Genomic DNA, 26,610 nt, shown 5'->3' on the forward strand with positions numbered 1-26,610 from the left:
ATATATAAAGCTAAGACTAATACTATCTCAGTAACAGTTCTGTGGATAAGTCTGAATTATTCAATTATTACAGGTGCTTGAACGATTTTTTTCGTTTCTTGAAAGCTGCGGATAGCCTGGGGATGAATTCTGGACAGTTTTTGCCATCCGGGGATATTCAACTTTTATCCACATTCGCCTGACAATTTTTCCACAGGCTTATCAACAAGGCCATCGGCTACACGGTCGACCGGTAAAAAAGGCAAAAAATGCCTTATTTACCGATGCAAAAACGGCTGAAAATAACGCCGAGCAGATCGTCCGCTGTGAATTCACCGGTAATTTCGCCAAGCGCCTGCTGCGTCAGGCGCAGTTCTTCGGCAAACAGTTCGAGCGCGGGTAGGGGGCTCTCCACAACCTGTCGTGCTGCTGCCAGATGCTCCTGGGCGAGGGCAAGAGCACGCAGATGCCGTTCGCGGGCAATGAAGACATCTTCGGTCTGATGCCAGCCGGCAATCCGCAGCAGTTCCTGGCGGAGCAGTTCGATGCCGCTGTTGGCCTTGGCCGACAGCGAGATGGCAATGCCGCCGGGTTCTTCATGACGCTCTGCAGCGCGGCCCGCCAGATCGATCTTGTTGTAGATCGTGATGCGTTGCAGACGCTCGGGAAGACGCGCCAGAATTTCGCGGTCTGCTTCACCGACGCCAGTTCTCGCATCAACCAGCAACAATACGACGTCACTGCGCTCGATCTCGCGCCAGCTGCGTTCGATACCGATCTTTTCAACTTCATCCTCGGTCTCGCGCAGGCCGGCGGTATCGATGATGTGGAGCGGAATTCCTTCAATCTGGATGGTCGACCGCAAGGCATCGCGCGTCGTGCCGGCAATCGGCGTGACGATGGCCAGATCGTCGCCACTCAGGCGATTGAGCAGCGATGACTTGCCGACGTTGGGCTGGCCGGCCAGCACGACGTGCAGGCCCGATTGCAGGAGCTTGCCCTGGCCGGCCCGGTCGAAGATTCCGGCGAGGCGAAACTGCAGGTCTTCGAGCCGGCCAAAGGCATTGGCGGCCTTGAGGAAATCGATGTCTTCCTCGGGAAAATCGAGAGTTGCCTCGACCAGCATGCGCAGGTTGATCAGTTCGTCGGTCAGGCCATGAATGGCTTTGGAAAACTCACCCTGCAGCGAACGTACGGCCGAGCGGGCGGCGCTGGTGGTCGCCGCATCGATCAGGTCGGCAACCGCTTCGGCCTGGGCCAGATCGAGCTTGCCGTTAAGGAAGGCGCGGCGGCTGAATTCGCCGGGTTCCGCGAGGCGGGCACCGAGGTCGAGACAACGGGCGAGCAACATCTGCATGACGACCGGCCCGCCGTGGCCTTGCAGTTCAAGCACATCCTCACCGGTAAACGAGTGCGGATCGGGGAAAAACAGGAGGAGGCCGCTGTCGATGCTGCTGCCGTCGGTGGCCTTGAAGTCGGCCAGCGTTGCGTAACGTGGCTTCGGTGTCTTGCCGGTCAGCGAAAAAGCAAAGGGCAGCAAATTGCTGCCCGAGATGCGAATGACGCCGACCCCGCCACGACCGGGGGCCGTGGCGATGGCAGCGATGGTGTCGTGATTCACACCTTAGGCCTTCGGATCGTTGGCAGCCTTGCCGCCGGCGTCGATGGCGCGCGTGATGTGCCATTGCTGGGCAATGGAAAGCACGTTATTGACGACCCAGTAAAGCACCAAACCGGCCGGGAACCAGAAGAACATGACACCGAAGATCAGCGGCATGGCCATCATCACCTTGGCCTGGATAGGATCCGGCGGCGTCGGGTTGAGCTTGGTCTGCAGGAACATCGAAGCCATCATGATGACCGGCAGGATGAAGTAGGGGTCAGCCGAGGCGAGATCCTTGATCCACAGGATCCAGGGCGCATCGCGCATCTCGACGGCACCGAGCAGTACCCAGTAGAGCGAGATGAAGACCGGAATCTGGACCAGGATGGGCAGGCAGCCCCCCAGCGGATTGACCTTTTCGGTCTGGTACATCTTCATCATTTCCTGATTCAGACGCTGCTTGTCGTCAGCAAAGCGCTCCTTGAGCTGCATCAGACGCGGCGTCAGAACCTTCATTTTTGCCATTGACTTGTAGGAAGCAGCCGACAGCGGGAAGAAGATGGCCTTGATGATGATGGTCAGCACGACAATCGCCCAGCCCCAGTTGCCGACCAGGCTGTGAATTGCCTGCAGGGCCCAGAAAATCGGTGCGGCGACCATGGTCAGCCAGCCGTAGTCGACGACCAGATCAAGGCCGGCCGCTACCTGCTTGAGTGCGGATTGTTCCTGCGGGCCGGCATAGAGAGTAACCGAGGTTTCACCCTTGGCACCCGGCGCAATTTCGGCAACCGGCACGATCACGCCAGCCTGGAAGACATTGCTGCCGTCCATCTTGCGCATGTAGAACTCATGCGGCGTCTTGTCCTTGGGTACCAGTGCGGCGACAAAATAGTGCTGAACCATGGCCAGCCAGCCGTTATCAGCCGTCTTGTTGAACTTGGCCTTGTTGTCAGCGATGTCGTCAAAACTGATTTTTTGATACTTGTCGGCTTCGGTATACACAGCCGGCCCGGTAAACGTCGAAACCATCTTGGTTTCACCGGCCGGGCTGACATTGTCACGCTGCAGCTGGAAGTAGGCATGCGGTGCGAAAGCCTTGTCGCTGCCATTGGTGATTTCCCAGGCGACATCGATGCTGTAGGAAGCGCGCTTGAAAGTCAGGATTTTGGCAACCTTGATGCCGTCGGTAGTTGCAGCTTCCAGACGCACCTTCAGTTCATCGGAACCCTCAGCCAGGCTGCTTGGCCCGGCAACACGCTTGAAGATGGAGCGGTGCGACGGCAGACCGTCGGTCAGACCACTCTGCGCAGCGTATTGGTGCGTGGCCTCGAAGAGCTGGAAGGTTTTTTCCTTGTCTTCATGTGCCTTGTACTTGAGCAGTTCAAGTTCAACCAGATCACCACCTACGGAAGAAATGGTCGCCTTGACCAGATCGGTAGTGATGGTGAAGGTTTCAGCCGTCGCAACAGTTGCCGCCGGCGCGACCACCGGTGCGCCGGGCACGGAACCGGCATGCAAGGCAGCAGAAGGCGTCGGCGCAGCACCGGCGGCCGCATTTGCCGCAACGGCCTCGGCCGGCTTCGGCTGGTTGTACTTCTGCCAGTTTTCCCACAGCATGAAGCTCGAGAACGTGAAGATCAAAACCAGAATCAGGCGACGAGTGTCCATGAACTGCCTACATAATCAAGCTTACTTATCTCAGGGTACCGGATCGTACCCACCGGGATGCCAGGGATGACAGCGGCAGAGGCGCTTTGCGCCCAGCCAGCCACCCTTGATGGCACCGTGTTTCTGTACGGCTTCTGCCGCATATTCCGAGCAACTCGGAAAATAACGGCAGCGTCGCCCCAACAAGGGGCTGATCGCATATTGATAGACCTTGATAAGGCCAAGCAACAGGCGTTTCATTATTCTTCCCGCTTCGGCCGGGGCCGTCGCAGTTTGTCAATCAGAGCAAGAAAATCACTGGCCAGCAGTTTGCCATCAAGTGGTGCAGGCTTGACTGCAAGCCGGACCACCAGATCGCATGCCGGCAGATTTACCCTCTGACAGCGAAACTGTTCGCGAATGATACGTTTGACTTTGTTACGGTCAACCGATCGTTTCAGCAATTTTTTGGCAACCACCACCCCGAGCCGTGGATCGTCTGAACCACTTGCTCTTGGTTGATAGTGCAGCATCAGCAACTTGCCGCGAATAGCCTTCCTGAAACCAAAAACGGATGAGAACTCATCCGTTTTTGTCAGGCGATAGCGTCTGGCGAAGGTTTGTTCCACCTCGCCGAACGTCCGGTTTAAACAGCCAGACGTGTGCGGCCCTTGGCGCGGCGAGCAGCAATAACTGCACGGCCACCCTTGGTGCGCATACGAACCAGGAAGCCATGGGTGCGCTTGCGGCGCACGACCGAAGGTTGATACGTGCGTTTCATTTGGTAATCCCTTGATGTGCTTAGAAAAACGCATGATTACACCGCGTTTATGGGGGCGTTGTCAAGATCAATTATTTGATAAAGCTGTGGATAACTTTGTGGATGAGAGGTAGAATCCTGCCTCTGATGGCGGCCTTCAAGCCGCCTATTTTGTTATTGATTAACACAATAAATCAATTAGTTAATTCCGGATTTGCGATGCTCGTCGCAAGCGGAAAAGGGGTATCGCAATCCATGGCCGGTTTCTGGGAATCCTGTTTGCTCCGTTTTGAGCAGGAATTGCCCGCGCAGCAATTCAATACCTGGATCAAGCCTTTGCGGCTTGAAGGTGAAAATGCGCCAGAAGAAGGCTTGCGCCTGATTGCACCGAACGGCTTCATCATGAAGTGGGTCAAGGATCGTTACCTGAGCCGTATCGAAGAGTACAGCCATAGCTTCTTCTCGGTTCCCACCGGCATTACCTTGGTCATCAGCAACAAGGGAAGTAGTGCCCGTCCGGAAAACCGGATCAATCCGAACAGTGCTGCACAAAGCGAAATTTCTTCTGTCGTTTCCGGCAGCACCGAGAAACCGCGCAGCAAGAGCGGCAACTACGAGAAGTCGCGCCTCTTTTCGTCATTCACCTTCGACAATCTGGTAGTCGGCAAGGCCAATGACCTGGCGCGTGCCGCCGCCGTGCAGGTGGCCAACAATCCTGGTGGTGCCTACAACCCACTGTTCATCTATGGCGGCGCCGGTCTCGGCAAGACCCACCTGATTCACGCGATCGGCAACACCATCCTTGCCGAAAACCCGGAAAAGATCGTGCGCTACGTGCATGCCGAGGATTACTACTCGGACGTCGTGCGCGCCTATCAGCAAAAGTCCTTCGACACCTTCAAGCGCATGTACCGGACGCTGGATGTGCTGTTGCTCGACGATGTGCAGTTCTTCAACGGCAAGAACCGCTCGCAGGAAGAATTCTTCTTCCTGTTCAATGCGCTGATCGAAGCTCGCAAGCAGATCATCATCACCTGCGATACCTATCCCAAGGATATCAACGGCCTCGACGACCGCCTGGTGACTCGTTTCGACTGGGGTCTGACCGTGCAGATCGAGCCGCCGGAACTGGAAATGCGCGTCGCCATCCTGAAGAAGAAGGCGGAAGCGGAAGGCCTGCAGCTCGACGACGAAGTGGCTTTCTTCATTGCCAAACATCTGCGCTCCAACGTGCGCGAACTCGAAGGTGCCCTCAAGAAGGTGCTCGCCTATTCTTCCTTCCACGGTCGCATCATTGCCCTCGACCTGGCCAAGGAAGCGTTGAAGGATCTGATCGGTTCGGTACGCAATGTCGGTATGGACAACATCCAGAAGACGGTGGCCGACTATTACAAGATCAAGGTCGCCGATCTTTTCTCGAAAAAGCGGACGCGTGCCATTGCCCGGCCGCGTCAGGCGGCAATGTGGTTATGTCGTGAAGTGACTTCGCACAGTTTTCCGGAAATTGGTGACGCTTTTGGCGGACGTGATCACACAACCGTCATCCATGCGGTAAAAACGATTGATTCCCTGCGCCTCAAGGAAAGCGAACTGAATCACGACCTGCATGTGTTGTTGCAGGTGTTGAAAGGATAAGGCTGTTAGTAAGTCTGTGGGAAAGCTGTCCATGCTTTGTGGATCATCTGTTGATTCCCGGTTTATGGGAAAATTGTCCAGAATTCATCCACAGGCAATTCAGAGCTTTCTGCAGAGCGTAAAAACTGCGTTAGTTTGTTGATGTTAAAGATTAATTTTTAGTTATCCACAGAGTAGTTCCCGATATAGTCTACTTAGGAATTTAATTTATGGTTCTTATTAAAACCCATAGAGACACGCTTTTGGCCCCTTTACAGTCCGTATCGGGGATCGTTGAAAGGCGTCATACGCTTCCCATTCTTTCCAACGTGCTGTTGGAAAAGAAGGGCGACCGTCTCACCCTGCTTGCTACCGATATTGAAATCCAGATCACCACGGCAACCGATTGTGCCGGCAGCGAAGGTGATGGCGCCGTAACGGTTGGCGCACGCAAGTTGCAGGAAATCCTGCGTTCCTTGCCCGATACCTCGGAAGTCAGTCTTGTCCTCGAAGACAAGCGTCTGCAGGTACGTGCCGGCAAGAGCCGTTTCAGCCTGCAGACCCTGCCGGCTGACGACTTCCCGCGCATGACGATGACCGAAGGCGAAACCAAGCAGTTTTCGATCACGCAAAAAGCTTTCCGCCAATTGCTCGGCAAGACCCAGTACAGCATGGCCGCCCAGGACGTTCGTTATTACCTGAACGGCTTGCTGTTGCTGGTCGAAGGCAAGGAATTGCGTGCCGTGGCCACCGACGGTCATCGTCTGGCTTACGCCAGCGTCGAGATCGAAGCCGATCTGCCGCGTCAGGAAATGATCCTGCCGCGCAAGACGGTGCTCGAACTGAATCGCCTGCTGGTCGACAACGACGAGCCGCTCAATATTTCACTGACCTCGAATCAGGTCCGTTTCTCGTTTGGCTCGGTGGTTCTGGTTTCCAAGCTGATCGACGGCAAGTTCCCGGATTACGAGCGTGTTGTGCCGGCAACCCTGAAGAATCACATGACGGTCGGTCGTCAGATCCTGATGCAGGCGATGAGCCGTGCCGCCATTCTGACCAACGAAAAATTCCGCGGCGTGCGCGTGGTTCTGGGCGACAATAGCCTGAAATTGATCGCCGCCAATGCCGAGCAGGAAGAGGCTCAGGAAGAAATCGAAGTGCAATACACCGGCGACGTCATCGATGTCGGCTTCAATGTCGGCTATCTGCTGGATGTGCTCAACAACGTGCACACCGAAGAAATCCAGTGGAGTTTCAACGATGCCAACTCCAGCGCGCTGATTACCGTACCGGGCAATGAGCGATTCAAGTACGTTGTCATGCCGATGCGTATTTGAGCCCTGTATCTAAAGACCAGTTTCACGTGGAACACATGCAATGAGCGAAGAAAACACGCCGATCAACACCCCGCAGGACGGCTCGCCGGCCTATGGCGAATCCAGCATTCAGATTCTCGAAGGGCTGGAAGCCGTCCGCAAGCGTCCGGGCATGTATATCGGCGACACTTCCGATGGCACCGGCCTGCACCATCTGGTGTTCGAGGTTGTGGACAACTCGATCGACGAAGCACTGGCCGGGCATTGTGACGATATCGTCGTCACCATCCATACCGACAACTCGATCAGCGTTACCGACAACGGCCGGGGCATTCCGGTTGGCGTCAAGATGGACGACAAGCACGAGCCGAAGCGCTCGGCGGCCGAAATCGCGCTGACCGAACTGCACGCCGGTGGCAAGTTCAACCAGAACTCCTACAAGGTGTCGGGCGGTTTGCATGGTGTCGGCGTGTCCTGCGTCAATGCGCTGTCGAAGTGGCTACGCCTGACCATCCGCCGCGATGGCAAGAAGCACACGATGGAATTCTGCCGCGGCCATGCTGTTGACCGTGTCATCGAAGTGCGTGACGGCATCGAAGTCTCGCCGCTCAAGGTGGTTGGTGAAACCGAGAAGCGGGGTACGGAAGTGCACTTCCTCGCCGACGAGGAAATCTTCGAGCACATCGAGTTTCACTACGAAATTCTCGCCAAGCGCCTGCGTGAGCTGTCCTTCCTCAACAATGGCGTGCGTATCCGCCTGATCGACCAGCGGACCGGCAAGGAAGAGGATTTTGCCTTTGCCGGCGGCGTGCAGAGCTTCGTCGAATACATCAACCGCAGCAAGAGCGTCCTGCATCCGAGTATTTTCTACTCGGCCGGCGAAGCCAAGGTCGGTGATACCGGTGTCACCATCGGCGTCGAAGTGGCCATGCAGTGGAACGATTCGTACCAGGAACAGGTGCTCTGTTTCACCAACAATATTCCGCAATCCGACGGTGGTACCCACCTGACCGGCCTGCGCGCCGCGATGACGCGGGTGATCAACAAGTACATCGACGAACACGAAATCGCCAAGAAGGCCAAGGTCGAGATCGCCGGCGACGATATGCGCGAAGGCCTGGCCTGTGTGCTGTCGGTCAAGATGCCCGATCCCAAGTTCGCCTCGCAGACCAAGATGAAGCTGGTTTCCAGCGAAGCCCGCCCGGCCGTCGAAGAAGTCGTTGCCCAGAAGCTCGCTGACTTCCTGCTCGAACGTCCGGCCGACGCCAAGATCATTACCGGCAAGATCGTCGAAGCCTCGCGGGCCCGCGAGGCCGCCCGCCGTGCGCGCGAACTGACGCGCCGCAAGGGTGTGCTAGACGGTATCGGCCTGCCCGGCAAACTGGCCGACTGCCAGGAAAAGGATCCCGCCCTCTGCGAAATGTACGTGGTCGAGGGCGACTCCGCCGGCGGCTCCGCCAAGCAGGGTCGCGACCGCAAGTTCCAGGCCATCCTGCCGTTGCGCGGCAAGGTGCTCAACGTCGAGAAGGCCCGTTTCGACAAGCTGATTTCCTCCGAGCAGATTGTCACGCTGATCACGGCGCTTGGCACCGGTATCGGCAAGGACGAGTTCAAAATCGAGAAGCTGCGTTATCACCGCATCATCATCATGACTGACGCGGACGTTGACGGCGCCCACATCCGTACCCTGCTGCTGACGCTGCTCTATCGCCAGATGCCGGAGCTGATCGACCGCGGCTATGTGTATATCGCCCAGCCGCCGCTGTACAAGGTCAAGCACGGCAAGACCGAGCGTTACCTCAAGGACGATCAGGAATATCACCAGTTCCTGCTGCGCATGGCGATGGACGAAGCCAGCCTGACGCCGCGTGCCGGTGCCGAGCCGATTGTCGGTGCGGCCCTCGAGGAATTGGCCCGTTCCTGGCTGTTGACCGAAGCAGTCATCGAACGGGTTTCGCATCTGGTTGATCCGCTGGTCCTCAAGTCGCTCGTTCAGCACAACCTCAAGCTCGATCTGAGCAGCGAAGCCGGTGCCACCACCAGTGCCGAACTGCTGACCAAGCATCTCGACGGCAAAATCCGTGTCGTGCCGCGTTACGACGACATCCAGGAACGCTGGACGCTGCGCGTCGAAAAGATTCACCATGGCAACCTCAAGGTCGGCCTGATCGATGAAGACCTGCTGCTTTCCGGTGACTTCATGCAACTGCGCCGTACCGCAGAAACCCTGGCTGATCTGTTTGGTGCCGGCGCCTTCATGGCGCGTGGCGAGAAGAAATTCACCGTGACCAATTTCGGCGACGCCATGAAGTGGCTGCTGGCCGATGTCGAGCGCGGTATCAGCAAGCAGCGCTACAAAGGTCTGGGCGAAATGAATCCGGATCAGCTCTGGGAAACGACCATGGATCCCAAGGTGCGCCGCCTGCTGCGCGTGCAGATCGATGATGCGATCGCCGCTGACGAGATCTTCACCACCCTGATGGGCGAGCTGGTCGAACCAAGACGGGCGTTTATCGAAACCAATGCCTTGAATGCACGGATCGATATTTAAGTAATTTTTGCTTTCAGGAAAAGGCTCCGCTGGTCGGAGCCTTTTCTTTGTCGGGAGTTTTTCATGCGGGTTGTGATTCAGCGGGTCAAAGAGGCTTCGGTAGCGGTCGACGGTGAAATTTGCGGCAAAATCGGGGCGGGTTTGCTGATTCTGGCGGGTTTCGAAGAAGCCGATACGGCAGCCGATCTGGACTGGATGGCGGGCAAGATTGTGCGCAGCCGCATTTTTTCTGATGCGGATGGCGTGATGAACTGCAGTGTCCAGGAGGTGGGTGGCGGGATTCTGGCGGTGTCGCAGTTCACGCTTTACGCCTCGCTGAAGAAGGGCAACCGGCCGTCGTGGAGTCGGGCGGCGCGTGGCGATATCTCGCAGCCGCTGTTCGAACGCTTCGTGGCAAAACTGGAGCAGGAATTGGGTCGACCGGTGGCCACCGGCATTTTCGGTGCCGACATGCAGGTCAGTTTGCTCAACGACGGGCCGGTCACCCTGACGGTTGATTCGCGCAATCCCGACTAGGCGAATGCCTGGTACAGCTGTTCGATGCCCTTGAGTGCGCCAAGCGGCAAGGCCAGGGCATCCGGGCGATGAGCGATTTCCGGCTCGTTCGGATTGAGGCGGATCAACCGGCCCGGTTGCCGTTCGGAGAAATTGCGCACGCTGGGTACCTGCGTTCCGGCACCGATTTCCAGCGTTACCAGACGGTCGACCGTGGCCAGCCAGCGTTGCAGGTTTTGCCGTTGCAGCGCACTGCGTCGCTCCAGCCATTGCCAGTCGTTGAACATCAGGATGTTGGGGCGGGCCAGTTGGCCGCAACGCCGGCAAAGCGGCGGATCACCAATGAGCAGGCAGTTTTCGCTATCGACCTCGGGTTGAAAACTGTCAGCCGGCCAGATTTCCTCACTGCATGCGGCGGCGCATTGCAGGTGGCTGATCGAGCCATGCACTTCGCAGACCCGCTCGGCCGGAAAGCCGGCTTTCTTGAAGTGGCCATCGACGTTGCTGGTGAACACGAAGGCGCCGTGCTCCAGCTTTTCGGCGAGCGCGAGCAGCATGGCAAAGCCGGCATGCGGTTTGGTCTGGCGATAGAGCGCCAGGCGATGCCCGTAAAAGCCCCAGGCAAGCGCCGGGTTGCGTTCAAAGGCGGCGGGGTTGGCGATGGCCTCAAATGCGATGCGGGCTCTGCCCAGGGCCGGGTAAACGCCCCAGAAGCCTCCCGGACCGCGAAAGTCCGGCAAGCCGGAATCGATGCCCATGCCGGCGCCGGCGGTAAGCAGCAAGCCATCGGCTTGGCGGATCCAGGCGGCGGCTTGCTCGATTTGCATCAGCCGGGGAGGAAGAGGCTGATCAGGAGGCTGCCCAGGTAAAGGGCGATTGCCAGTCCGAAGATGGTCAGCAAGCGCGTTGCCCAGTATTTCTCGAGGCGTTGCTGGGCCTGTTCGCGCTCGGCCAGTTGTTGCAGAAGCCGCAGCTTTTGCCGCGGTATATCGGTCAACCGCGCGGAAAGCGCCTTTTTTGCTTGATGTCTGGATGGAAAAGACGCCATGACCGAAAAATCAGTCGCTATCCTTCGGGCTGGTCAGAACGCCCGGATAACCCTGCGGATCATCGCGATGGGCGTAGATTTCGTTGATCTTGAATTCGACGTCGGTGAGTGGCCCAAATTCATCCGCGTAGATTTCCCTGACCTGAAGGATTTCCGGCAAGGCCTTTTCGAATGCGCGCATCAGGCTTGGATCGAAATGAAGACCGGACTGTTTCTGCATCAGCTCCAGCGATTCTTCGATCGGGTAGGCCTTTTTGTAGGGGCGGACCGAAACCAGCGCATCAAAGACGTCGGCGATGGCCACGATGCGTCCCTCGAGCGGAATATTTTCGCCTTTCAGGCCTTGCGGATATCCGCTGCCATCCCATTTTTCGTGGTGTGAAAGGGCAATGATGCGGGCCGTTTCGAGCAACTCGTTTTCATGTTTACCGATGATTTCGGCGCCCATGATCGGGTGCTGCTGCATGATCTTCCATTCTTCTGCATCCAGTTTGCCCGGCTTGAGCAGGATCGAATCGGGAATGCCGATTTTGCCGATGTCGTGCATCGGCGCGGTGTTGAAGATGATGTTGGCGGTTTCTTCACCCAGGCCGTGCGCTTCGGCGACCAAGCGGGCGTAGTGGCTCATGCGCAGCACATGGTTGCCGGTTTCGTTGTCCTTGAATTCGGCGGCACGCCCGAGGCGGCGGATGATCTGCTGCCGCGTTGTCATCAGCTCGTGGGTGCGCTGCTTGACCATGCGCTCGAGTTCGCGGCTCTGGTCGTAAAGCGCCAGATGGGTGCGCACGCGTGCCTTGACGATGGGCGGGCTGATCGGCTTGGTGATGTAATCGACGGCGCCGAGTTCGAGGCCTCGCTCCTCGTCTTCGATCGAGCTCATGGCGGTGACGAAAATGACCGGAATACGGCGCCGGTCGGGATTGGCCTTGAGGCGGCGGCAGATTTCCAGGCCGGAGAGGCCGGGCATCATGATGTCGAGCAGGATGAGGTCGGGCGGTTCGTCCGAGTAGGCGATCTTCAGTGCCTTTTCACCTGAGGTGGCGACCCGGATCCGATAGTCGTTGCCGAGCAGTTCGCTGAGCAGGGTGATGTTTTCCGGCGTGTCATCGACAACGAGAATGCTCTGTTTGGGTAGCAATGAGATCATGGCTGGCTGCGGATTTCGTCCGTATTGAGATCGATGGAGAGTTCGCCGGCAATTTTCAGCAGCGTTTCGATGGCACTGTCAAATTCGTAGCTTTCAACATCGCGAACCAGCTTCTTGACTTGCAGCGGATCGGTCTGCGCGTTGAGTTCTTGTTCAATTGTAGCGATTTGCTGGACTGCCGACGCATCCGAGTTGGCGAGCAGTCTCTGCATCTCGATCAGCGAGGCGCGCAAACGGGCGCTATCCTGCGGCAAGAGCGAGACCGCGCTGTTTCTGACCTCATTTTTCTTTAGCGTGTTTGCCTGCAGCAGAAGTTTGTCGAGGGCAGTGGCTAGTTCCCGGAGCAAGGTGTCGATTTGTTCCGACTCGTTCAGCGCCGAGTTTTTCAGCTTGCTTTCCAGGGCTTGGGCCAGTGCCGCCACCTGATTGGCGCCGATATTGCCGGCCAGGCCACGCAGGGTGTGCGCAAGGAGGTGCATTTTCTCGACGTCACCGGCAAGGCGCCAGGCTTTCAGGCGTTCGATCGCATCGGCCTGGTTTTCATGGAAGCGCCTCAGGATGCGTTCGAACATGGCCCGATTGCCACCCAGACGTTTGAGGGCGGCATTCTCATCAAGAACGGCAAGCTCGGAGATGCTCGTTTCCTGGTTTGCCGCGGCCGGGAGTGACGGGGCTTCCGCTGTGCTGCTGGTCTTGTTCAGCCAGCGGGCCAGCGTGGCGTAAAGCAGTTCGACGTCGATCGGCTTGGCGATGTGGTCGTTCATGCCTGTCGCAATACAGTGCTCGCGGTCGCTGGCCATGGCATTGGCGGTCATGGCGATGATCGGAAGTGCGGCGAAACGCGGCTCGGAGCGAATCTGCCGGGTGGCTTCGTAGCCGTCCATCACCGGCATCTGGCAGTCCATCAGTACCAGGTCATAGTGCGCCTGTCTGACACACTTGACGGCCTCTTCGCCATTGACCGCAAGCTCGACGGTCAACCCGGTCAAACAGAGCATTTCCTCGGCCAGTTCACGATTCACTTCGTTGTCTTCAACGAGCAGGACATGATGTCCGGAAAGATCGGGGCGACCGCTGCCGGCAAGCTTGCCAGCCTGCATTTCGGCGCCATTCCGGTGGTGTACCGTCTCGACAATGCAGTCGAAAAGGGAGGATGGCGTGATCGGCTTGGCGAGTATCGCGTCAACGCTGAGGCCGTCCAATTGCTGGCGCAACTCGTCGTGATCGAAGGCGGTTGTCATGATGACTTTGACTGCCGCATCCAGGGCCTGTGTTTCGCGCAGGCGACGCAGTGTCTCGATGCCGTCCATGCCGGGCATTTTCCAGTCGATGATCAGCAACTGGTAGGGCTGGTCGGCGGCGCTGGCGCGGGCGACTTCGGCAAGCCCCTCGGGGCCGCTGGCAACGGCATGGCTGGGCAAGCCGAAGGCGAGCAACTGATGGTGGAAAATCTGCCGGGCACCGGGGCTGTCATCGATGACCAGGGTGTTCAATTGTTCGGGCAGGCCGAGGCGGCCGCGGCTGATCCCGGTTTCGGCGGCGAGTCCGAAGGGCAGCGTGAAATGGAAACGACTGCCGACGCCCGGCGTGCTGTTGACGCCGATCCGGCCACCCATCATCTCGACGATGCGCTTGCTGATTGAAAGACCCAGCCCGGTGCCACCGTATTTTCGGGTGGTTGAACTGTCGGCCTGGCTGAAGGCCTTGAACAGTTGCTGTTGCTGTTCTTCCGACATGCCGATGCCGGTATCGCGGACTTCGAAGCGTAGTTCGACGCCATCTTCGTTACGCGAAACCAGGCTGACGGTCAGCGTGACTTCGCCCTGTTCGGTGAATTTGACGGCATTGCCGATCAGGTTGAGCAATACCTGGTTGAGGCGCAACGGATCGCCCTGCAGATTCCCCGGCACATCGTTGGCGATGTCGAAGAGCAGTTCGAGCCCGCGTTCGCTGGCCTTGACCAGGCAGATGTCGGCGAGATTTTGCAGGTTGTCGTCGAGACGAAAGGCGGTTTGCTCGATGAGCATCTTGCCGGCCTCGATTTTCGACAGATCGAGAATGTCGTTGATGATGCCGAGCAGGCCCTTGGCGGCATTGTCGACCTTGCTCAGATAATTTTTCTGGCGGATGGTCAGGTCGGTTTGCAGTGCGAGGTGGGTCATGCCGATGATGGCATTCATCGGGGTGCGGATTTCGTGGCTCATGTTGGCCAGGAAGTCGGCCTTGGCGGCGGCGGCATCTTCGGCGGCGGTACGGGCGCGCTCGGATTCGCGTTCGGCGTTCTTGAGCGGGGTGATATCGACGATGACGCCGATCAGCCCGCCCGGTTCGTCTTCCGTCGTGCGGAAGCCGGTTACCGAGTACAGCGTGTCGCGCAGGATGCCGTCAGCGGTCGACATCGGAATTTCGCGGGAAATGCGGCCGCATTCGGCAATCACCTGTTCGTCTTCAAGCTGATAGGCGAGGCGCATTTCTTCCGGCAGGTAGTCGAGATCGAGTCCCCGCTTGCCGATGAAATCGGCGCGATCGATGCCAAAAAACGCTTCGTAAGCATGATTGCAGCCCAGGAAGCGGGTATGCGGCCCCTTGTAGAAGATGGGGTTGGGAATGGTGTCGAGCAGCGCTTGCAGGAAGGCAAACTGGCGGATCAGTTCCGCTTCCATCTGGCGGCGGTCGGTGATGTCGAGCACGGTGACGAGCAGTGAGTCGAGTTCGCCGCTATCGCTTTGGATGGGCGCGATCTGCACATCGCCCCAACGCGTTTCGCCACCCTTGGCGAGAAACTCGAATTCGCTGCGGATGAACTTCTCCTGACCGCTGGCGAGTCTGGCCAGTGCGGTTTCCAGCCTGTCCTGTTCGTGCAGCGGCAGGACGCGGATATCCGGTTTCGTGAGCAGGGCGTCGATCGGATAGCCGGTGAACTCGGCATAGGCGCGGTTAACCTGGGTGCGCTGTTTTTGCGGGCTCAGGCTGACGATGCCGACCGCCGCATTATCGAAGACCGCGCGGAAGAAGCTTTCGCGTTTTTGCAGGATGCCCTGGTTTTCGCGCAGCGCCTGGGTGCGATTGGCAACCGTGATTTCCAGTTCGGAATAGGCGTCCTGCAGGGCTTGGCGCGAGTTGCACAGGTGTTCGCGCATGGTCTCAAGGGCGGTGGCGAGTTGGGTGACCTCGCGCCAGGGTGCGTCGCTGAACACCGGGTCGTCCAGCTCCAGTTTGCCGATGCGTTCGCTTTCTTCGGCGAGGGCGAGGAGCGGATGTCCGAATTGCTTGGCCAGCCGGATCGCCACGATCAGGCCAAGAGCCAGACAGACCAGCGTGATCAGCGCGAGCAGCCAGAGATCCCGCTGACTGGTTGGATTGAAATCGCTTTCCGGTGCGAAAACGCCGATCCAGACGCGTTGGGTGCCGCTGTCGATTGGCCGGAAATGGCTGAGCCAGTCGCCGTCAGGCAACTCGAAGCCGTTCAGGCCGCCGTTTTGCCGACCGCCATTGTGCCAGGCGGCGTAGCCCGCACTCAGTTCGGGCATTTCCAGTTCTTCGGCAGTTTTCAACAGGGCTTTATTGATGGCAGCCCGGTCGGTGAAGCGGGGGTCATGCGGTGGCGCCAGCAATTTTCCGTCGGCAGTAAACAATGCAGCCTTTTTATGGGAGCCTGGTGTCAGTTGTGTCGTGTATTCGGCAATATCGCTGAGCCTGACGTCATGGCCGATGACATAACGGGAGCCGTCGGCAGCCCGCCAGCTTGTCGCTGCGGTCAGGCCGGCCTCCTTGGTCGTGTAGAAAATGTAGGGCGCCGTCCAGAAGATCGACTGTGGGTCGCTCAGCGCCATGGCCCCCTTGAACCAGGGACGGGTGCGGGCATCGTAGTCGCGCTGGCGCATTTCGACGCTTTCGATCTGGCGCTGCGCATTCCAGGTGATCCAGTAGGTCTGGTCGCCCCAGTTGGCCGGATCGCTGATGCGATTGATCCAGTGCCCGTCGCTGTTGCGCAGGAGCAGGAATTCACGGCCGGATTCGTGCGCGAAAATGACCGAGGAAATGTCGTTGTTGTTGGCGAGAATGGGGAAAAACAGCTCGTTGAAGCGCAACAGCTGGTTGTGATCGAGTCCGCCGTTTTCGCCCCAGTCCCGGCTGCTGCGCAGGGTGATTTCAACGGTCTTGACGAGGCGGTTGAGGCGCGCTTCCAGTTGCTCGGAAACAAGCTGCATCTGGGCTTCGGCCAGACGCTCGATACTTGGGCGGCCGATCAGCAGATAGATGCTGAAGGAGAAGACGGCGAGGGCAAAAAGGATGAGCAGCCCGACACGCAGGATCAGGCTGTTGGCAAAGCCGGGCTTGCGGAATGAGATACCCTGAAACAATACACACCCCTTTGTCTGCCGGCTTGTCGGCCGGGTCTGCTGGCGCTATTTGGCTGTCGTGTGCAGAAGCCGGTTGAGGAGATATACGACTAGCATCCGGTAGTGTCAACTCGGCCCGCAGTGAATCACGGGATGACGTTGATGGGTGGGGGTTGGCCGATGAATTCTAGGCGTTTGTGCAAGGCTTCGCTGACGAAAATCCGCTCCTGGCGGTCGACGCGCAAAACCATGCCGATTTGCATTTGCTTCGCCATCTCCCGCCAGCGTTCGTCGCCGGCAACGAAGATCGGCTTGGATGTGGCATCGGACAGCGTGCCTGCCCTCGGGCCGGCGGGAATCAGCACGGTGACAGCCTGCGTGTGATCGACCGGATAGCCGGTTCGCGGGTCGAGCAGGTGGGCATAGCGTTTGCCGCCGACTTCGAAGAAACGCTGGTAATCACCGGAGGTGCCGATCGCTTCGCCGTCTTCCAGGGCGATGGTGGCGAGCGGGCCGGGCTGGCGCGGATGCTGGATGCCGACCCGCCATTTCTTGCCTTCCTTGCTGCCCAGCGCCATGACATTGCCGCCGATGTTGATCAGCGCGTTGTTGATGCCCTGGGCGCGCAGGATGGCGGCGGCGCGGTCGAGGGCGACGCCTTTCAGGTAGCCGCCGAAATCGAGGGCGACGTTGCGGTTGCGGCTGCTGATCGTGGTGTCGTGGATGCTGATGTCAGCCAGCGACGGCTTCTTCGCCAGCCAGGCCTTGATGTCGGCCTCGGGCGGCAATTCGGCCTTGAACTCGTCGGCCTGAAAACCCCAGAGTTTGATCAGTTGACCGATGGCCGGATCGAACAGGTAGTCGCCCTGCTTGCTGAGCTGCTGCGCCTCGCTGACGAAGCCGGCCAGTTCGGGGCTCACGCTTAGCGGCTTGCCGGCGGCAATCGCATCGTTCAGTGCGGTCAGTTCGGACGGTTGCCAGGCGTGGTAGGCGCGGTGCAGGCGGTCGAATTCGCGCAGCACGGCGGCAATCGCCTGCCGGCCCTGTTCCGGGTCATTGCTGACGACCAGCACTTCGACGCGCGTGCCGAAAACGTAGGCCTGCTGTTCCTGCAAGGGTGTCCGGCCACAGGCCGTCAGCCAGAGCAGGGAAAGAAGGATCAGGCAATGCCGCATGCGTGTTCGATCGCCGTGATGAAGGCACCGGCTGCATCGAAGCCCGTCTGCTGACGGATTTCGACCATGCAGGTCGGGCTGGTGACATTGATTTCGGTGAGATGGCTGCCGATGACGTCGAGGCCGACCAGCATCAGGCCGCGCTTGAACAGGATGGGGCCGAGGTGTTCGGCGATCTCGCGGTCACGCGGCGAAAGTTCCTGCGCGACGCCGGTGCCGCCGACCGCCAGGTTGCCGCGCGTCTCGCCGGCCTTGGGGATGCGCGCCAGGCAATAGGGAACCGGCTTGCCGGCAATCAGCAGGATGCGTTTGTCGCCCTGGCTGATCTCGGGCAGGTAGCGCTGCGCCATCACGGTGCGCGCGCCTTCGTGCGTGAGCGTCTCGATGATGACGTTGCGGTTCGGATCATTGCGGTGGATGCGGAAAATCTGGCTGCCGCCCATGCCGTCGAGCGGCTTGAGGATGACATCGCGCTGCTCGTCGATGAAATGCTGCAGCAGATGCATGTCGCGCGCGATCAGCGTGGTCGGTGCGTATTGCTCGAACTCGGTGATCGCGATCTTTTCCGAATGCTCGCGCAGCGCACGCGGCCGGTTGAAGACGCGCACGCCGCTCGCTTCGGCGCGTTCGAGCAGCCAGGTCGCGGTGATGTACTCGAAATCGAAGGGCGGGTCCTTGCGCATGATCACACCGTCGAAAGCCTTGAGCGGCAGCCATTCGCGGTGGGTTTCGCGGTACCAGTCGTGATCGTCGGGGCGCAGGTGCAGATGCACCGCCTCGCCGAAGACGCCGCCGGCGTGGTGGCCGGCTTCGGCGGTGCGCCAGCCGAGCGTTGCGCAATCGATCGCGTAGACCTCGTGACCGTGCTTCTCGGCGGCCCGCATCATGGCCACGGAAGAGTCCTTCCAGGCTTTCAGGGAATCGAGCGGGTCGAGGATGAAAGCCAGTTTCAGCGACTGGCTGCTGCCGCCGAGCAGGTGTTTTTCGAAATGGAGTTGTTGCGTCACAGGCCCGATTTTCAGCCGTTTTCGGGCGTCGACCGCTCAAGCTCGACCGCCGCCGCCAGACAGGCGAGACGACCGACCACGCCGTAGGCGTAGAAGCGGTTGGGTGGGGAATCCGGGTTGCCGCAGCGATAGTCGGGCAGGTTGCAGCCGGTTTCAAAGGCGAGCGGCTCGAAGTGCATGCCCGGCGCGTTGAGGTTCTCGTCCTTGCCGCGCCCGGTATGCACGCGGTAGAAGCCGCCGACCACGTAGCGGTCGATCATGTAGATCACCGGTTCGGCGACTGCGTCGTTGAGCGTCTCGAAGGAATGCACGCCTTCCTGGATCAGCACCTCGGAGACTTCGAGGCCTTCCTTGCCGACGCTCATCTTGTTGCGCTGCTTGCGGTTGAGCGCGATGACTTCATCGGCGTCGCGCACCGTCATCACGCCCATGCCGTAGGTGCCGGCATCGGCCTTGACGACGACGTAGGGCGTTTCGGTGATGCCGTATTCCTTGTACTTTTCCTTGACGATGTCGAGCACGGCGGCGACGTTGGCGGCGAGACATTCCTCGCCCTGGCGCTCATGGAAGTTGATGCTGCGGCAGACCGAGAAGGCCGGGTTGATGCGCCACGGATCGATGCCGATTTCCTTGGCAAAGTCGTTGGCGACCTGGTCGTAGGCGGCGAAGTGGTTGGACTTGCGACGCACCGCCCAGCCGGCATGCACCGGCGGCAGCACGACCTGTTCGTGCAGGTTCTGCAGGATGGCCGGGATGCCGGCCGACAGGTCATTGTTGAGCAGGACGGCGCAGGGTTCGAAACCGGCGACGCCGAGCCGGTTGCCGTTGCGGACCAGGGGTTCGAGCAGCAGGCTCTGGCCGTTCGGCAGGTCGATCGTGGTCGGCTGGGTGATTTCCGGCAGCATCGAGCCGAGGCGGACGTTAAGCCCGGTCTGCTTGAGGATGGCGGCAATCTGCGCGACGTTCTGCAGGTAGAACTGATTGCGCGTGTGGTTTTCGGGAATCAGCAGCAGGCTGCGCGCATCCGGGCAGAACTTCTCGATGGCGCTCATCGCGGCCTGCACGCAGAGCGGCAGGAAGGCCGGATTCAGGTTGTTGAAACCGCCGGGAAAGAGGTTGGTGTCGACCGGCGCCAGCTTGAAGCCGGAGTTGCGCAGGTCGCACGACGAATAGAAGGGCGGGGTGTGCTCCTGCCACTGGCCGCGCAGCCAGTGTTCGATCTGCGTGCTGCTTTCCAGGAACTTGCGTTCGAGTTCGAGCAGGGGGCCGGTGAGGGCGGTTGTCAGGTGTGGAACCATGGTGCTGTCTCTAAATCCCGGGGTTTTTATTGTGGCTGCAAATCTTACACCGCAGTGCACAAAATTGGGCTGCGGCCACACGGTCAACCCGTTGAAAACAGGTAAAATTCGGCCCTTGGTTTTACCGCTTGTCTTACATCAATTCGTAGATCGGAATCGTCGTGCTTGTCGCCGCCAATATCACCATGCAGTTCGGGGTCAAACCCCTGTTCGAGAACGTTAACGTCAAATTCGGCGAAGGCTACCGCTATGGCCTGATCGGCGCCAACGGGGCGGGCAAATCGACCTTCATGAAAATCCTCTGTGGCGCGCTTGAGCCGTCGGCTGGCAATGTCTCGAAAGAGAAGCATGAACGCATGGCCTACCTGAAGCAGGACCAGTTCGCCTACGAAGACATGCGCGTCCTCGACGTCGTGATGGCCGGTCACGAGGAACTGTGGGCGGCGATCCAGGAACGCGATGCGATTTACGCCAATCCGGAAGCGACCGAAGACGACTACATGACGGCCGCCGAACTCGAAGGCAAGGTTGGCGAATACGACGGTTATACCGCCGAATCGCGCGCCGGCGAACTGCTGCTCGGCGTCGGTATCCCGACCGAACAGCACAACGGCCCGATGAGCCAGGTTGCGCCCGGCTGGAAGCTGCGCGTGCTGCTCTGCCAGGCGCTGTTCGCCAATCCGGACATCCTGCTGCTCGACGAACCGACCAACAACCTCGACATCAACACCATCCGCTGGCTGGAAGACATCCTCAACGCGCGTGAGTCGACGATGATCATCATCTCCCACGATCGTCACTTCCTGAACCAGGTCTGCACCCACATGGCCGACCTCGACTACGGCAGGATCACGACCTACGCCGGCAACTACGACGACTTCATGGAAGCCGCGCAGCAGGCCCGCGAACGCCTGTCGAACGCCAATGCCAAGGCCAAGGAACGCATCGCCGAACTGCAGACCTTCGTGCGCCGCTTCTCGGCCAACGCCTCCAAGGCCAAGCAGGCAACCAGCCGCATGAAGCTGATCGACAAGCTCAAGCCGGAAGACGTCAAGCCGTCGTCGCGCCAGTATCCGTGGATCCGCTTCGACTACGATGAGAAGGCCAAGCTGCATCGTCAGGCGGTCGAGATCGAAAACCTCTCCTTCACCTACGAGGGTGGCGAGCGCAAGATCTTCAACAACCTGACGCTAACCATCAACGCTGGTGAAAAGATCGCCGTGATCGGTGAGAACGGCGTCGGCAAGACGACCTTCCTGAAGCTGCTGATGGGCGAAGTGACAGCGCAATTCGGCACCGTCAAATGGGCGGAAAAGGCCTATCCGGGTTACTACGCGCAGGACCACAGCGCCCAGTTTGCCGGCGAGCAGAGCCTGACCGAGTGGATTGCCGGCTATGCCCGTGCCACCATCGAAGACGGCGGCGACCTGGAAACCCTGATCCGCGGCACGCTCGGTCGCCTGCTGTTCTCCGGTGACGAGGTCAAGAAGCCGGTCAACGTCATCTCCGGTGGCGAGCAGGGCCGCATGCTGTTCGGCAAGCTGATGCTGTCCAAGCATAACGTCCTGATCATGGACGAACCGACCAACCACCTCGACATGGAATCGATCGAAGCGCTCAACAGCGGCCTGGAAAAATTCCCTGGCACCCTGGTTTTCGTCTCGCACGACCGCGAATTCGTTTCCTCGTTGTCCACGCGTGTTCTTGAGGTCAGGAACGATGGCCGCATCATCGATTACCTCGGCGGCTACGAAGACTACCTGGCCAGCCAGGGCGTCAATTAAGCCTCTTCAGCCCAATGGAAAATGCCCGCGAAAGCGGGCATTTTTGCTGGTCGACCGGTTCTGCCGGATTTACTGCAGCGGACCGCCGGCAGCCAATGTCCGGATGATGCGGACGCAATCGACATCCGACTGGTGATACGCCGATTTGACGTATTCGATGTAGGCCCGGTCTTCCGAATTGGGGTTGTTGGCCAGGGTTGTTTCGTAAGTGAAGCGCAGGAACAGGAAGCCCGGCTCGGGTTCTTCGATGGCAATGCGCAGGCCGCCGCCGGCATGGGCTTCGGACGGCACGATGTCGAAGCGCACCGAGTGCATATCGACCAGCGTGACGCGGTCCTGGATCACGGCCGGGCCGAAATCGAGTTCGCGCAGCAGCGTATCGGCCTGGCGTTCGAGGATGGTGAAGGCTTCCAGGCCGGGCAGGAAGGGGATGGGATTCTCGACGCGGTGGAGCAGGCCCTGCCACAATTGCTGGCGGTCGAGCGGCTCAATCAGCGGATTTTCCGGGTCGTTGATCTGGATGAGGTGTTCGAAATTCATGGCCGAATTGTATTGCATCGGCCGGCCGCCGATAAGCGGCTTGCCGCTGTTTGCTGCGCGCTGAGTAAGCGATGCGGCGTGTTAACATGCTGGCCATGCAACTAGAACGTATCCTCCAAAAACACGGTTTCGGCACCCGCAAGGAATGTCGCGGGCTGATTCGCCGTGAACGCGTCGCCATCAATGGCGAAATCTGCGACGATCCCTTCGCGGAAATCGATATCGAGGGCCTGGTCTTTACGGTCGACGGTGTCGATTGGCCATATCTTGAATTCGCCACGCTGATGCTGCACAAGCCGGTGCATTACGAATGCTCGCGCAAGCCCAAGCATCATCCCGGCGTGCTCGAACTGCTGCCGGTGCAATTGCGCGAACGCGACGTGCAGCCGATCGGCCGGCTCGACGAAGACACCACCGGCCTGCTGCTGATCACCAACGACGGCCAGCTCAATCATCAGCTGTCCTCGGCCAAGCGCAAGGTGCCCAAGGTTTATCTGGCGACTACCAAGCATCCCGTCGATCAGGCCCAGATCGATCAACTGCTGGCCGGCGTGTTGCTCGCCGACGAATACGAACCGATTGCCGCTGCGGCCGCGGAAATTGCCGGCGAAAACCTGTTGCGCCTGACCCTGACCGAGGGCAAGTACCACCAGGTCAAGCGCATGGTGGCGGCGGTCAGCAACCGCGTCGAAGCCCTGCACCGCGAATCGGTGGGCGAACTTTCGCTGCCGGTCGATCTGCAGCCCGGCGAATGGCGCTGGTTGACAGCGGTCGACCAGCAAAAACTGGGTTATTTGCCATGACTTTGACCGAAATGCGCTACATCGTGGCCCTGGCCCGCGAGCGTCATTTCGGCAAGGCGGCAGAAGCCTGCCACGTCAGCCAGCCGACCTTGTCGGTAGCGCTGAAGAAGGTCGAAGGGCAGTTGGGTGCGGCATTGTTCGAACGGACGGCGTCTGATGTGCGGATTACCGCGCTCGGCGAACGCATCGTCGCCCAGGCCAAGCGCGTGCTCGACGAGGCGGTGCGTCTCGAGGAAATCGCCGATTCGACCGGTGATCCGCTGAGCGGTCAGCTGCGCGTCGGCATCATCTACAGCATCGCGCCCTACCTGCTGCCGCAGTTCATTCCGGCCCTGCACCAGCAGGCGCCGAACATGCCGCTCTTCCTCAAGGAAGACTTCACCGGCAACCTGATTCCCGCGCTCAAGGCCGGCGAGCTTGACGTCATCGTCATCGCACTGCCCTTCGCCGAACCCGGCCTGGTCGCCCAAGCGGTCTACGAAGAGCCGTTCCGTGTCGTCGTGCCGGCAGCGCATCCGTGGAGTCGGCGGGAAGCGATTCCGGCCGACGAACTGGACGGCCAGAATCTGCTGCTGCTCGGTCAGGGCAATTGTTTCCGCGATCAGGTGCTGGAATCCTGCCCGCGCCTGACGGCGCCCGATGGTCTGGCGCATTCGCTCGAAGGCGGTTCGCTGGAAACCATCCGCTACATGGTGGCGAGCGGTGCCGGCATTGCCGTCATGCCGAGCACGGCCGCCGATCCTCTGGTCGGCAAGGAGGCGATGGTCAAGGTTTTGCCCTTCGCCGGCACGCAACCGTCACGTACCGTCGGTCTGGTCTGGCGGGTGACTTTCCCAAGGCCGCAAGCCATCGATGCGGTACGGGCGGCGCTGCTCTCCTGCGAGTTGCCGGGAGCAAGCAGCAAGCGCTGAGGTTTCACGTGGAACGCGCGTCCCGCTTGCGGGACAAGAAAAAGGGGCCATCGGCCCCTTTTCTCATTCTGCTTCGGCGGCTTTCTTTTTCGCCGGCGCCTTGGGTTTGGCGACTTTCTTTTCGAACTCGAAACTCACCTTGCCGTCCTTGGCGACCAGATAGGCCGAGAATTTGCGGCGTGTGCGGTTGGAGACGAATTCCTTCAAAAGATCGGTTTTGCCCTCGGTCAGCAATTTCTGCATCTGGCCTGGTTCGATCGGTTGTTGCAGGATGACCTTGCCGGAACGGAAGTCGCAGCTCTTCTCGGGGCCGACCGATTTTTCGCAGACGTAGGTGCTGCCGTGGTCATAGACGTTGGCTGCACACTTCGGGCATTTGCCGAGGCTGGTCTGGGCTGAAAAGTCGACCGGTTCGTTGTTGGCTTCGTCGTTCTTGTCCTGGCCGAAGTCGAATTCCGGTTCCATCTTGTCGTTCAACTTGATGGCGGCCGAGAAGGTGCGGCCCATCTTGTTGCGGAAGCCGGTCAGCGGGCCGATCTGCTTCTCGTTGATCAGGGTGTCGATTTCGGCCGGTTCGAACTGGCGGCCGGCAACGATCTTCCACAGCGAGTAGTCGCAGCCGCCGCACTGGAACTTCTTGTAGGTTTCGCGAATCTCGCCGCCGCAGCGCGGGCACTTGGCGGTCAACACGCCAAAATCGCCGGGAATCGTGTCGGCCTCGAAGGTCTTGGCGCGCTCGACCATGTGGCGGGTCATTTCGGCGATTTCGCGCATGAATTCCTCGCGCGTGAATTCGCCCTTTTCGATGCGGCCGAGCTTCCATTCCCAGTCGCCGGTCAGTTCCGGCTGGGTCAGTTCGTTGATGCCGAGGCCGTTCAACAGCGTCATCAGCGAGAAGGCCTTGGCGGTCGGTGTCAGCTCGCGGCCTTCGCGCAGCATGTACTGCTCGCCGATCAGGTTTTCGATGATCTGGGCACGCGTTGCCGGCGTGCCGAGGCCACGCCCGGCCATCGCGGCCTTGAGTTCCTCGTCATCGACCATCTTGCCGGCGCCTTCCATGGCGGAGAGCAGGGTGGCTTCCGAGTAGCGCGGCGGCGGCTTGGTTTCGTTGGCCTTGACCGTGACTTCCTCGGTTTTGACCTTTTCATCCTTGTCGACCGCAACGAGATTGCCCTCGGTGCCTTCCTGGCCTTCCTTGCCATGCACGGCCAGCCAGCCCGGATTGACCAGCACCTTGCCCTCGGTCTTGAAGGGGTGGCCTTCGACGCGGGTGATGCGGGTAGTCACCATGTATTCGGCGGCCGGGAAGAAGACCGACAGGAAGCGGCGGACGACGAAGTCGTAGAGTTTTTGTTCGACTTCGTTGAGGTTCTTCGGCGCTTGCGGCGTCGGGATGATTGCAAAGTGATCGCTGATCTTGGCGTTGTTGAAGATGCGCTTGTTCGGCAGCACCCAGTTGCGCGCCAGGATCTGGTGCGCGAAGGGCGAGTAGCGGGCGAGCAGCACTTCGTCGTGGCCCTTGCCGGCGCCTTCGCCGGTCAGGATGGTCAGCGTCTCGCGCACCGTCGGCAGGTAGTCTTCCGGCAGGCAGCGTGAATCGGTCCGCGGGTAGGTCAGGACCTTGTGCTTTTCGTAGAGCGCCTGGGCGATCGACAGCGTCGTCTTGGCCGAGAAGCCGAATCGGGCGTTGGCCTCGCGCTGCAGGCTGGTCAGGTCGAAGAGCAGCGGCGAGAGACGGGTTTCCGGCTTGGCTTCTTCCGTGACGATACCCGGCTTGCCGGACGTCGCGGCACGGATGGCTTCGGCCTTGTTCAGTTCCCACAGGCGGTCGGCACGGGCATGCTCGTCTTCGGCTTTGCCCTTGTAGGCTTCGTCGAACCACTTGCCGGTGTAGTTGCCGGCCTTGGCGGCGAAATCGGCTTCGACTTCCCAGTAGTCGCGCGACTTGAATTCGCGGATCCGGCGTTCGCGCTCGACGACGATGGCCAGCGTCGGGGTCTGCACGCGGCCGACGGTGGTCAGGTGGAAGCCGCCGGTTTTCGAATTGAAGGCGGTCATCGCCCGCGTGCCGTTGATGCCGACCAGCCAGTCGGATTCGGAACGGCAGACGGCGGCATCGCCCAGGCCCTGCATTTCGTTGCCCTGGCGCAGACGCGTGAAACCGTCGCGGATCGCGCCCTGGGTCATCGATTGCAGCCACAGGCGCTGGATCGGCTTGGTGGTCTTGGTGTGTTGCGCGATGTAGTTGAAGATCAACTCGCCTTCGCGCCCCGCGTCACATGCGTTGATCAGGGCGGCGACGTCCTTGCGCTTGATCAGCTTGGTCAGCACCTTGAGGCGCGACTCGGTCTTTTCGATCGGCTTCAGCGCGAAATGCGGCGGGATGACCGGCAGATGGGCAAACGACCATTTGCCGCGCTTGACCTCGAATTCTTCCGGGCAGGCCAGTTCCAGCAGGTGACCGACGGCCGACGAGATGACGTGCGTCTCGCTTTCGAAGTAGTCGTCGTGCTTGGTAAAGCCGCCCAGCGCCTTGGCAATGTCGGCCGCGACGGATGGTTTTTCGGCGATGATCAGTTTTTTGGTCAT

Annotated in this window: 21 protein-coding genes; 7 read left to right on the top strand and 14 right to left on the bottom strand. The window is 59.7% G+C overall.

What is annotated here, in order from left to right; translation table 11 throughout:
- Positions 1–253: 253 nt before the first annotated feature.
- The 5 genes from mnmE to rpmH are packed head-to-tail and all read right to left on the bottom strand — an operon-like array spanning position 254 to position 4,010.
- Positions 254–1,600, bottom strand: a complete 1,347-nt coding sequence (mnmE, locus tag KIG99_RS10010; RefSeq protein ID WP_226460035.1) for a tRNA uridine-5-carboxymethylaminomethyl(34) synthesis GTPase MnmE — start codon at positions 1,598–1,600, stop codon at positions 254–256.
- A 3-nt stretch (positions 1,601–1,603) separates the two neighbouring features.
- Positions 1,604–3,250, bottom strand: coding sequence for a membrane protein insertase YidC (yidC, locus tag KIG99_RS10015; protein WP_226460036.1), 1,647 nt, complete (start codon positions 3,248–3,250; stop codon positions 1,604–1,606).
- A 30-nt stretch (positions 3,251–3,280) separates the two neighbouring features.
- A complete protein-coding gene (gene yidD / locus KIG99_RS10020) occupies positions 3,281–3,490 on the bottom strand; it encodes a membrane protein insertion efficiency factor YidD (protein WP_226460037.1) in 210 nt (69 codons plus the stop codon).
- The gene (gene rnpA, locus KIG99_RS10025) at positions 3,490–3,858 is read right to left on the bottom strand and encodes a ribonuclease P protein component (RefSeq protein ID WP_226460038.1); all 369 of its coding nucleotides are present in this window, start codon (positions 3,856–3,858) and stop codon (positions 3,490–3,492) included. Before rnpA ends, yidD begins: the two co-directional genes overlap by 1 nt.
- Before the next feature lie 17 nt (positions 3,859–3,875).
- Positions 3,876–4,010, bottom strand: coding sequence for a 50S ribosomal protein L34 (gene rpmH, locus KIG99_RS10030; protein WP_011289924.1), 135 nt, complete (start codon positions 4,008–4,010; stop codon positions 3,876–3,878).
- Between the two features lie 234 nt (positions 4,011–4,244).
- Here rpmH and dnaA point away from each other — a divergent pair, with 234 nt between their 5' ends.
- From dnaA to dtd, 4 genes are all read left to right on the top strand, one after another.
- The gene (gene dnaA / locus KIG99_RS10035) at positions 4,245–5,624 is read left to right on the top strand and encodes a chromosomal replication initiator protein DnaA (RefSeq protein WP_226460039.1); all 1,380 of its coding nucleotides are present in this window, start codon (positions 4,245–4,247) and stop codon (positions 5,622–5,624) included.
- 209 nt (positions 5,625–5,833) lie between these two features.
- Entirely contained in the window at positions 5,834–6,940 is a 1,107-nt protein-coding gene (dnaN, locus tag KIG99_RS10040; RefSeq protein WP_226441779.1) for a DNA polymerase III subunit beta, read from the top strand.
- Positions 6,941–6,980: 40 nt separating this feature from the next.
- Positions 6,981–9,470 carry a DNA topoisomerase (ATP-hydrolyzing) subunit B gene (gyrB, locus tag KIG99_RS10045; protein ID WP_226460040.1) on the top strand — a complete coding sequence of 830 codons (2,490 nt, stop codon included), beginning with the start codon at positions 6,981–6,983 and terminating at the stop codon, positions 9,468–9,470.
- A 63-nt stretch (positions 9,471–9,533) separates the two neighbouring features.
- Entirely contained in the window at positions 9,534–9,986 is a 453-nt protein-coding gene (dtd, locus tag KIG99_RS10050; protein ID WP_226460041.1) for a D-aminoacyl-tRNA deacylase, read from the top strand.
- On the opposite strand, the gene KIG99_RS10055 is transcribed toward dtd, so the two are convergent.
- From KIG99_RS10055 to gshA, 7 genes are all read right to left on the bottom strand, one after another.
- Positions 9,983–10,792, bottom strand: a complete 810-nt coding sequence (locus KIG99_RS10055) for an SIR2 family NAD-dependent protein deacylase (protein WP_226460042.1) — start codon at positions 10,790–10,792, stop codon at positions 9,983–9,985. The two genes, dtd and KIG99_RS10055, sit on opposite strands and share 4 nt — an antisense overlap.
- Positions 10,792–10,962: a hypothetical protein gene (locus KIG99_RS10060; RefSeq protein WP_226460043.1), complete on the bottom strand. Its 171-nt coding sequence runs from the start codon at positions 10,960–10,962 to the stop codon at positions 10,792–10,794. Before KIG99_RS10060 ends, KIG99_RS10055 begins: the two co-directional genes overlap by 1 nt.
- A gap of 61 nt (positions 10,963–11,023) precedes the next feature.
- Positions 11,024–12,160, bottom strand: coding sequence for an HD-GYP domain-containing protein (locus KIG99_RS10065; RefSeq protein WP_226460044.1), 1,137 nt, complete (start codon positions 12,158–12,160; stop codon positions 11,024–11,026).
- Positions 12,157–16,524 carry a response regulator gene (locus KIG99_RS10070; RefSeq protein ID WP_226460045.1) on the bottom strand — a complete coding sequence of 1,456 codons (4,368 nt, stop codon included), beginning with the start codon at positions 16,522–16,524 and terminating at the stop codon, positions 12,157–12,159. Before KIG99_RS10070 ends, KIG99_RS10065 begins: the two co-directional genes overlap by 4 nt.
- A 125-nt stretch (positions 16,525–16,649) precedes the next feature.
- The gene (locus KIG99_RS10075) at positions 16,650–17,678 is read right to left on the bottom strand and encodes an FAD:protein FMN transferase (RefSeq protein ID WP_226460046.1); all 1,029 of its coding nucleotides are present in this window, start codon (positions 17,676–17,678) and stop codon (positions 16,650–16,652) included.
- A complete protein-coding gene (gene gshB, locus KIG99_RS10080) occupies positions 17,663–18,685 on the bottom strand; it encodes a glutathione synthase (protein WP_226460047.1) in 1,023 nt (340 codons plus the stop codon). The genes KIG99_RS10075 and gshB overlap by 16 nt, the downstream gene beginning before the upstream one ends.
- Before the next feature lie 11 nt (positions 18,686–18,696).
- Entirely contained in the window at positions 18,697–19,983 is a 1,287-nt protein-coding gene (gene gshA / locus KIG99_RS10085; RefSeq protein WP_226460048.1) for a glutamate--cysteine ligase, read from the bottom strand.
- A gap of 161 nt (positions 19,984–20,144) precedes the next feature.
- Here gshA and KIG99_RS10090 point away from each other — a divergent pair, with 161 nt between their 5' ends.
- Entirely contained in the window at positions 20,145–21,767 is a 1,623-nt protein-coding gene (locus KIG99_RS10090; RefSeq protein ID WP_226460049.1) for an ABC-F family ATPase, read from the top strand.
- A gap of 69 nt (positions 21,768–21,836) precedes the next feature.
- Here the strand turns inward: KIG99_RS10090 and KIG99_RS10095 are convergent, their stop codons facing one another.
- Positions 21,837–22,307 carry an SRPBCC family protein gene (locus KIG99_RS10095; protein ID WP_226460050.1) on the bottom strand — a complete coding sequence of 157 codons (471 nt, stop codon included), beginning with the start codon at positions 22,305–22,307 and terminating at the stop codon, positions 21,837–21,839.
- 95 nt (positions 22,308–22,402) lie between these two features.
- Here KIG99_RS10095 and KIG99_RS10100 point away from each other — a divergent pair, with 95 nt between their 5' ends.
- Positions 22,403–23,110 (top strand): pseudouridine synthase, encoded by a 708-nt coding sequence (locus KIG99_RS10100; RefSeq protein ID WP_226460051.1) that lies wholly within the window; start codon positions 22,403–22,405, stop codon positions 23,108–23,110.
- Positions 23,107–24,021 carry a hydrogen peroxide-inducible genes activator gene (locus KIG99_RS10105; protein ID WP_226460052.1) on the top strand — a complete coding sequence of 305 codons (915 nt, stop codon included), beginning with the start codon at positions 23,107–23,109 and terminating at the stop codon, positions 24,019–24,021. Before KIG99_RS10100 ends, KIG99_RS10105 begins: the two co-directional genes overlap by 4 nt.
- Positions 24,022–24,084: 63 nt before the next feature.
- On the opposite strand, the gene KIG99_RS10110 is transcribed toward KIG99_RS10105, so the two are convergent.
- Complete coding sequence (locus KIG99_RS10110; RefSeq protein ID WP_226460053.1) at positions 24,085–26,610, bottom strand: DNA topoisomerase III; 2,526 nt, start codon at positions 26,608–26,610, stop codon at positions 24,085–24,087.

The sequence above is a fragment of the Quatrionicoccus australiensis genome (genome assembly GCF_020510425.1).
Lineage (GTDB): Bacteria > Pseudomonadota > Gammaproteobacteria > Burkholderiales > Rhodocyclaceae > Azonexus > Azonexus australiensis_A.

Bases quoted from the DNA above. Each gene is read 5' to 3' on its own strand.
- yidC (WP_226460036.1), bottom strand. From the start codon at position 3,250: ATGGACACTCGTCGCCTGATTCTGGTTTTGATCTTCACGTTCTCGAGC.
- yidD (WP_226460037.1), bottom strand. From the start codon at position 3,490: ATGAAACGCCTGTTGCTTGGCCTTATCAAGGTCTATCAATATGCGATC.
- rpmH (WP_011289924.1), bottom strand. From the start codon at position 4,010: ATGAAACGCACGTATCAACCTTCGGTCGTGCGCCGCAAGCGCACCCAT.
- dnaA (WP_226460039.1), top strand. From the start codon at position 4,245: ATGGCCGGTTTCTGGGAATCCTGTTTGCTCCGTTTTGAGCAGGAATTG.
- dnaN (WP_226441779.1), top strand. From the start codon at position 5,834: ATGGTTCTTATTAAAACCCATAGAGACACGCTTTTGGCCCCTTTACAG.
- gyrB (WP_226460040.1), top strand. From the start codon at position 6,981: ATGAGCGAAGAAAACACGCCGATCAACACCCCGCAGGACGGCTCGCCG.
- dtd (WP_226460041.1), top strand. From the start codon at position 9,534: ATGCGGGTTGTGATTCAGCGGGTCAAAGAGGCTTCGGTAGCGGTCGAC.
- KIG99_RS10055 (WP_226460042.1), bottom strand. From the start codon at position 10,792: ATGCAAATCGAGCAAGCCGCCGCCTGGATCCGCCAAGCCGATGGCTTG.
- KIG99_RS10065 (WP_226460044.1), bottom strand. From the start codon at position 12,160: ATGATCTCATTGCTACCCAAACAGAGCATTCTCGTTGTCGATGACACG.
- KIG99_RS10075 (WP_226460046.1), bottom strand. From the start codon at position 17,678: ATGCGGCATTGCCTGATCCTTCTTTCCCTGCTCTGGCTGACGGCCTGT.
- gshA (WP_226460048.1), bottom strand. From the start codon at position 19,983: ATGGTTCCACACCTGACAACCGCCCTCACCGGCCCCCTGCTCGAACTC.
- KIG99_RS10095 (WP_226460050.1), bottom strand. From the start codon at position 22,307: ATGAATTTCGAACACCTCATCCAGATCAACGACCCGGAAAATCCGCTG.
- KIG99_RS10100 (WP_226460051.1), top strand. From the start codon at position 22,403: ATGCAACTAGAACGTATCCTCCAAAAACACGGTTTCGGCACCCGCAAG.
- KIG99_RS10105 (WP_226460052.1), top strand. From the start codon at position 23,107: ATGACTTTGACCGAAATGCGCTACATCGTGGCCCTGGCCCGCGAGCGT.
- KIG99_RS10110 (WP_226460053.1), bottom strand. From the start codon at position 26,610: ATGACCAAAAAACTGATCATCGCCGAAAAACCATCCGTCGCGGCCGAC.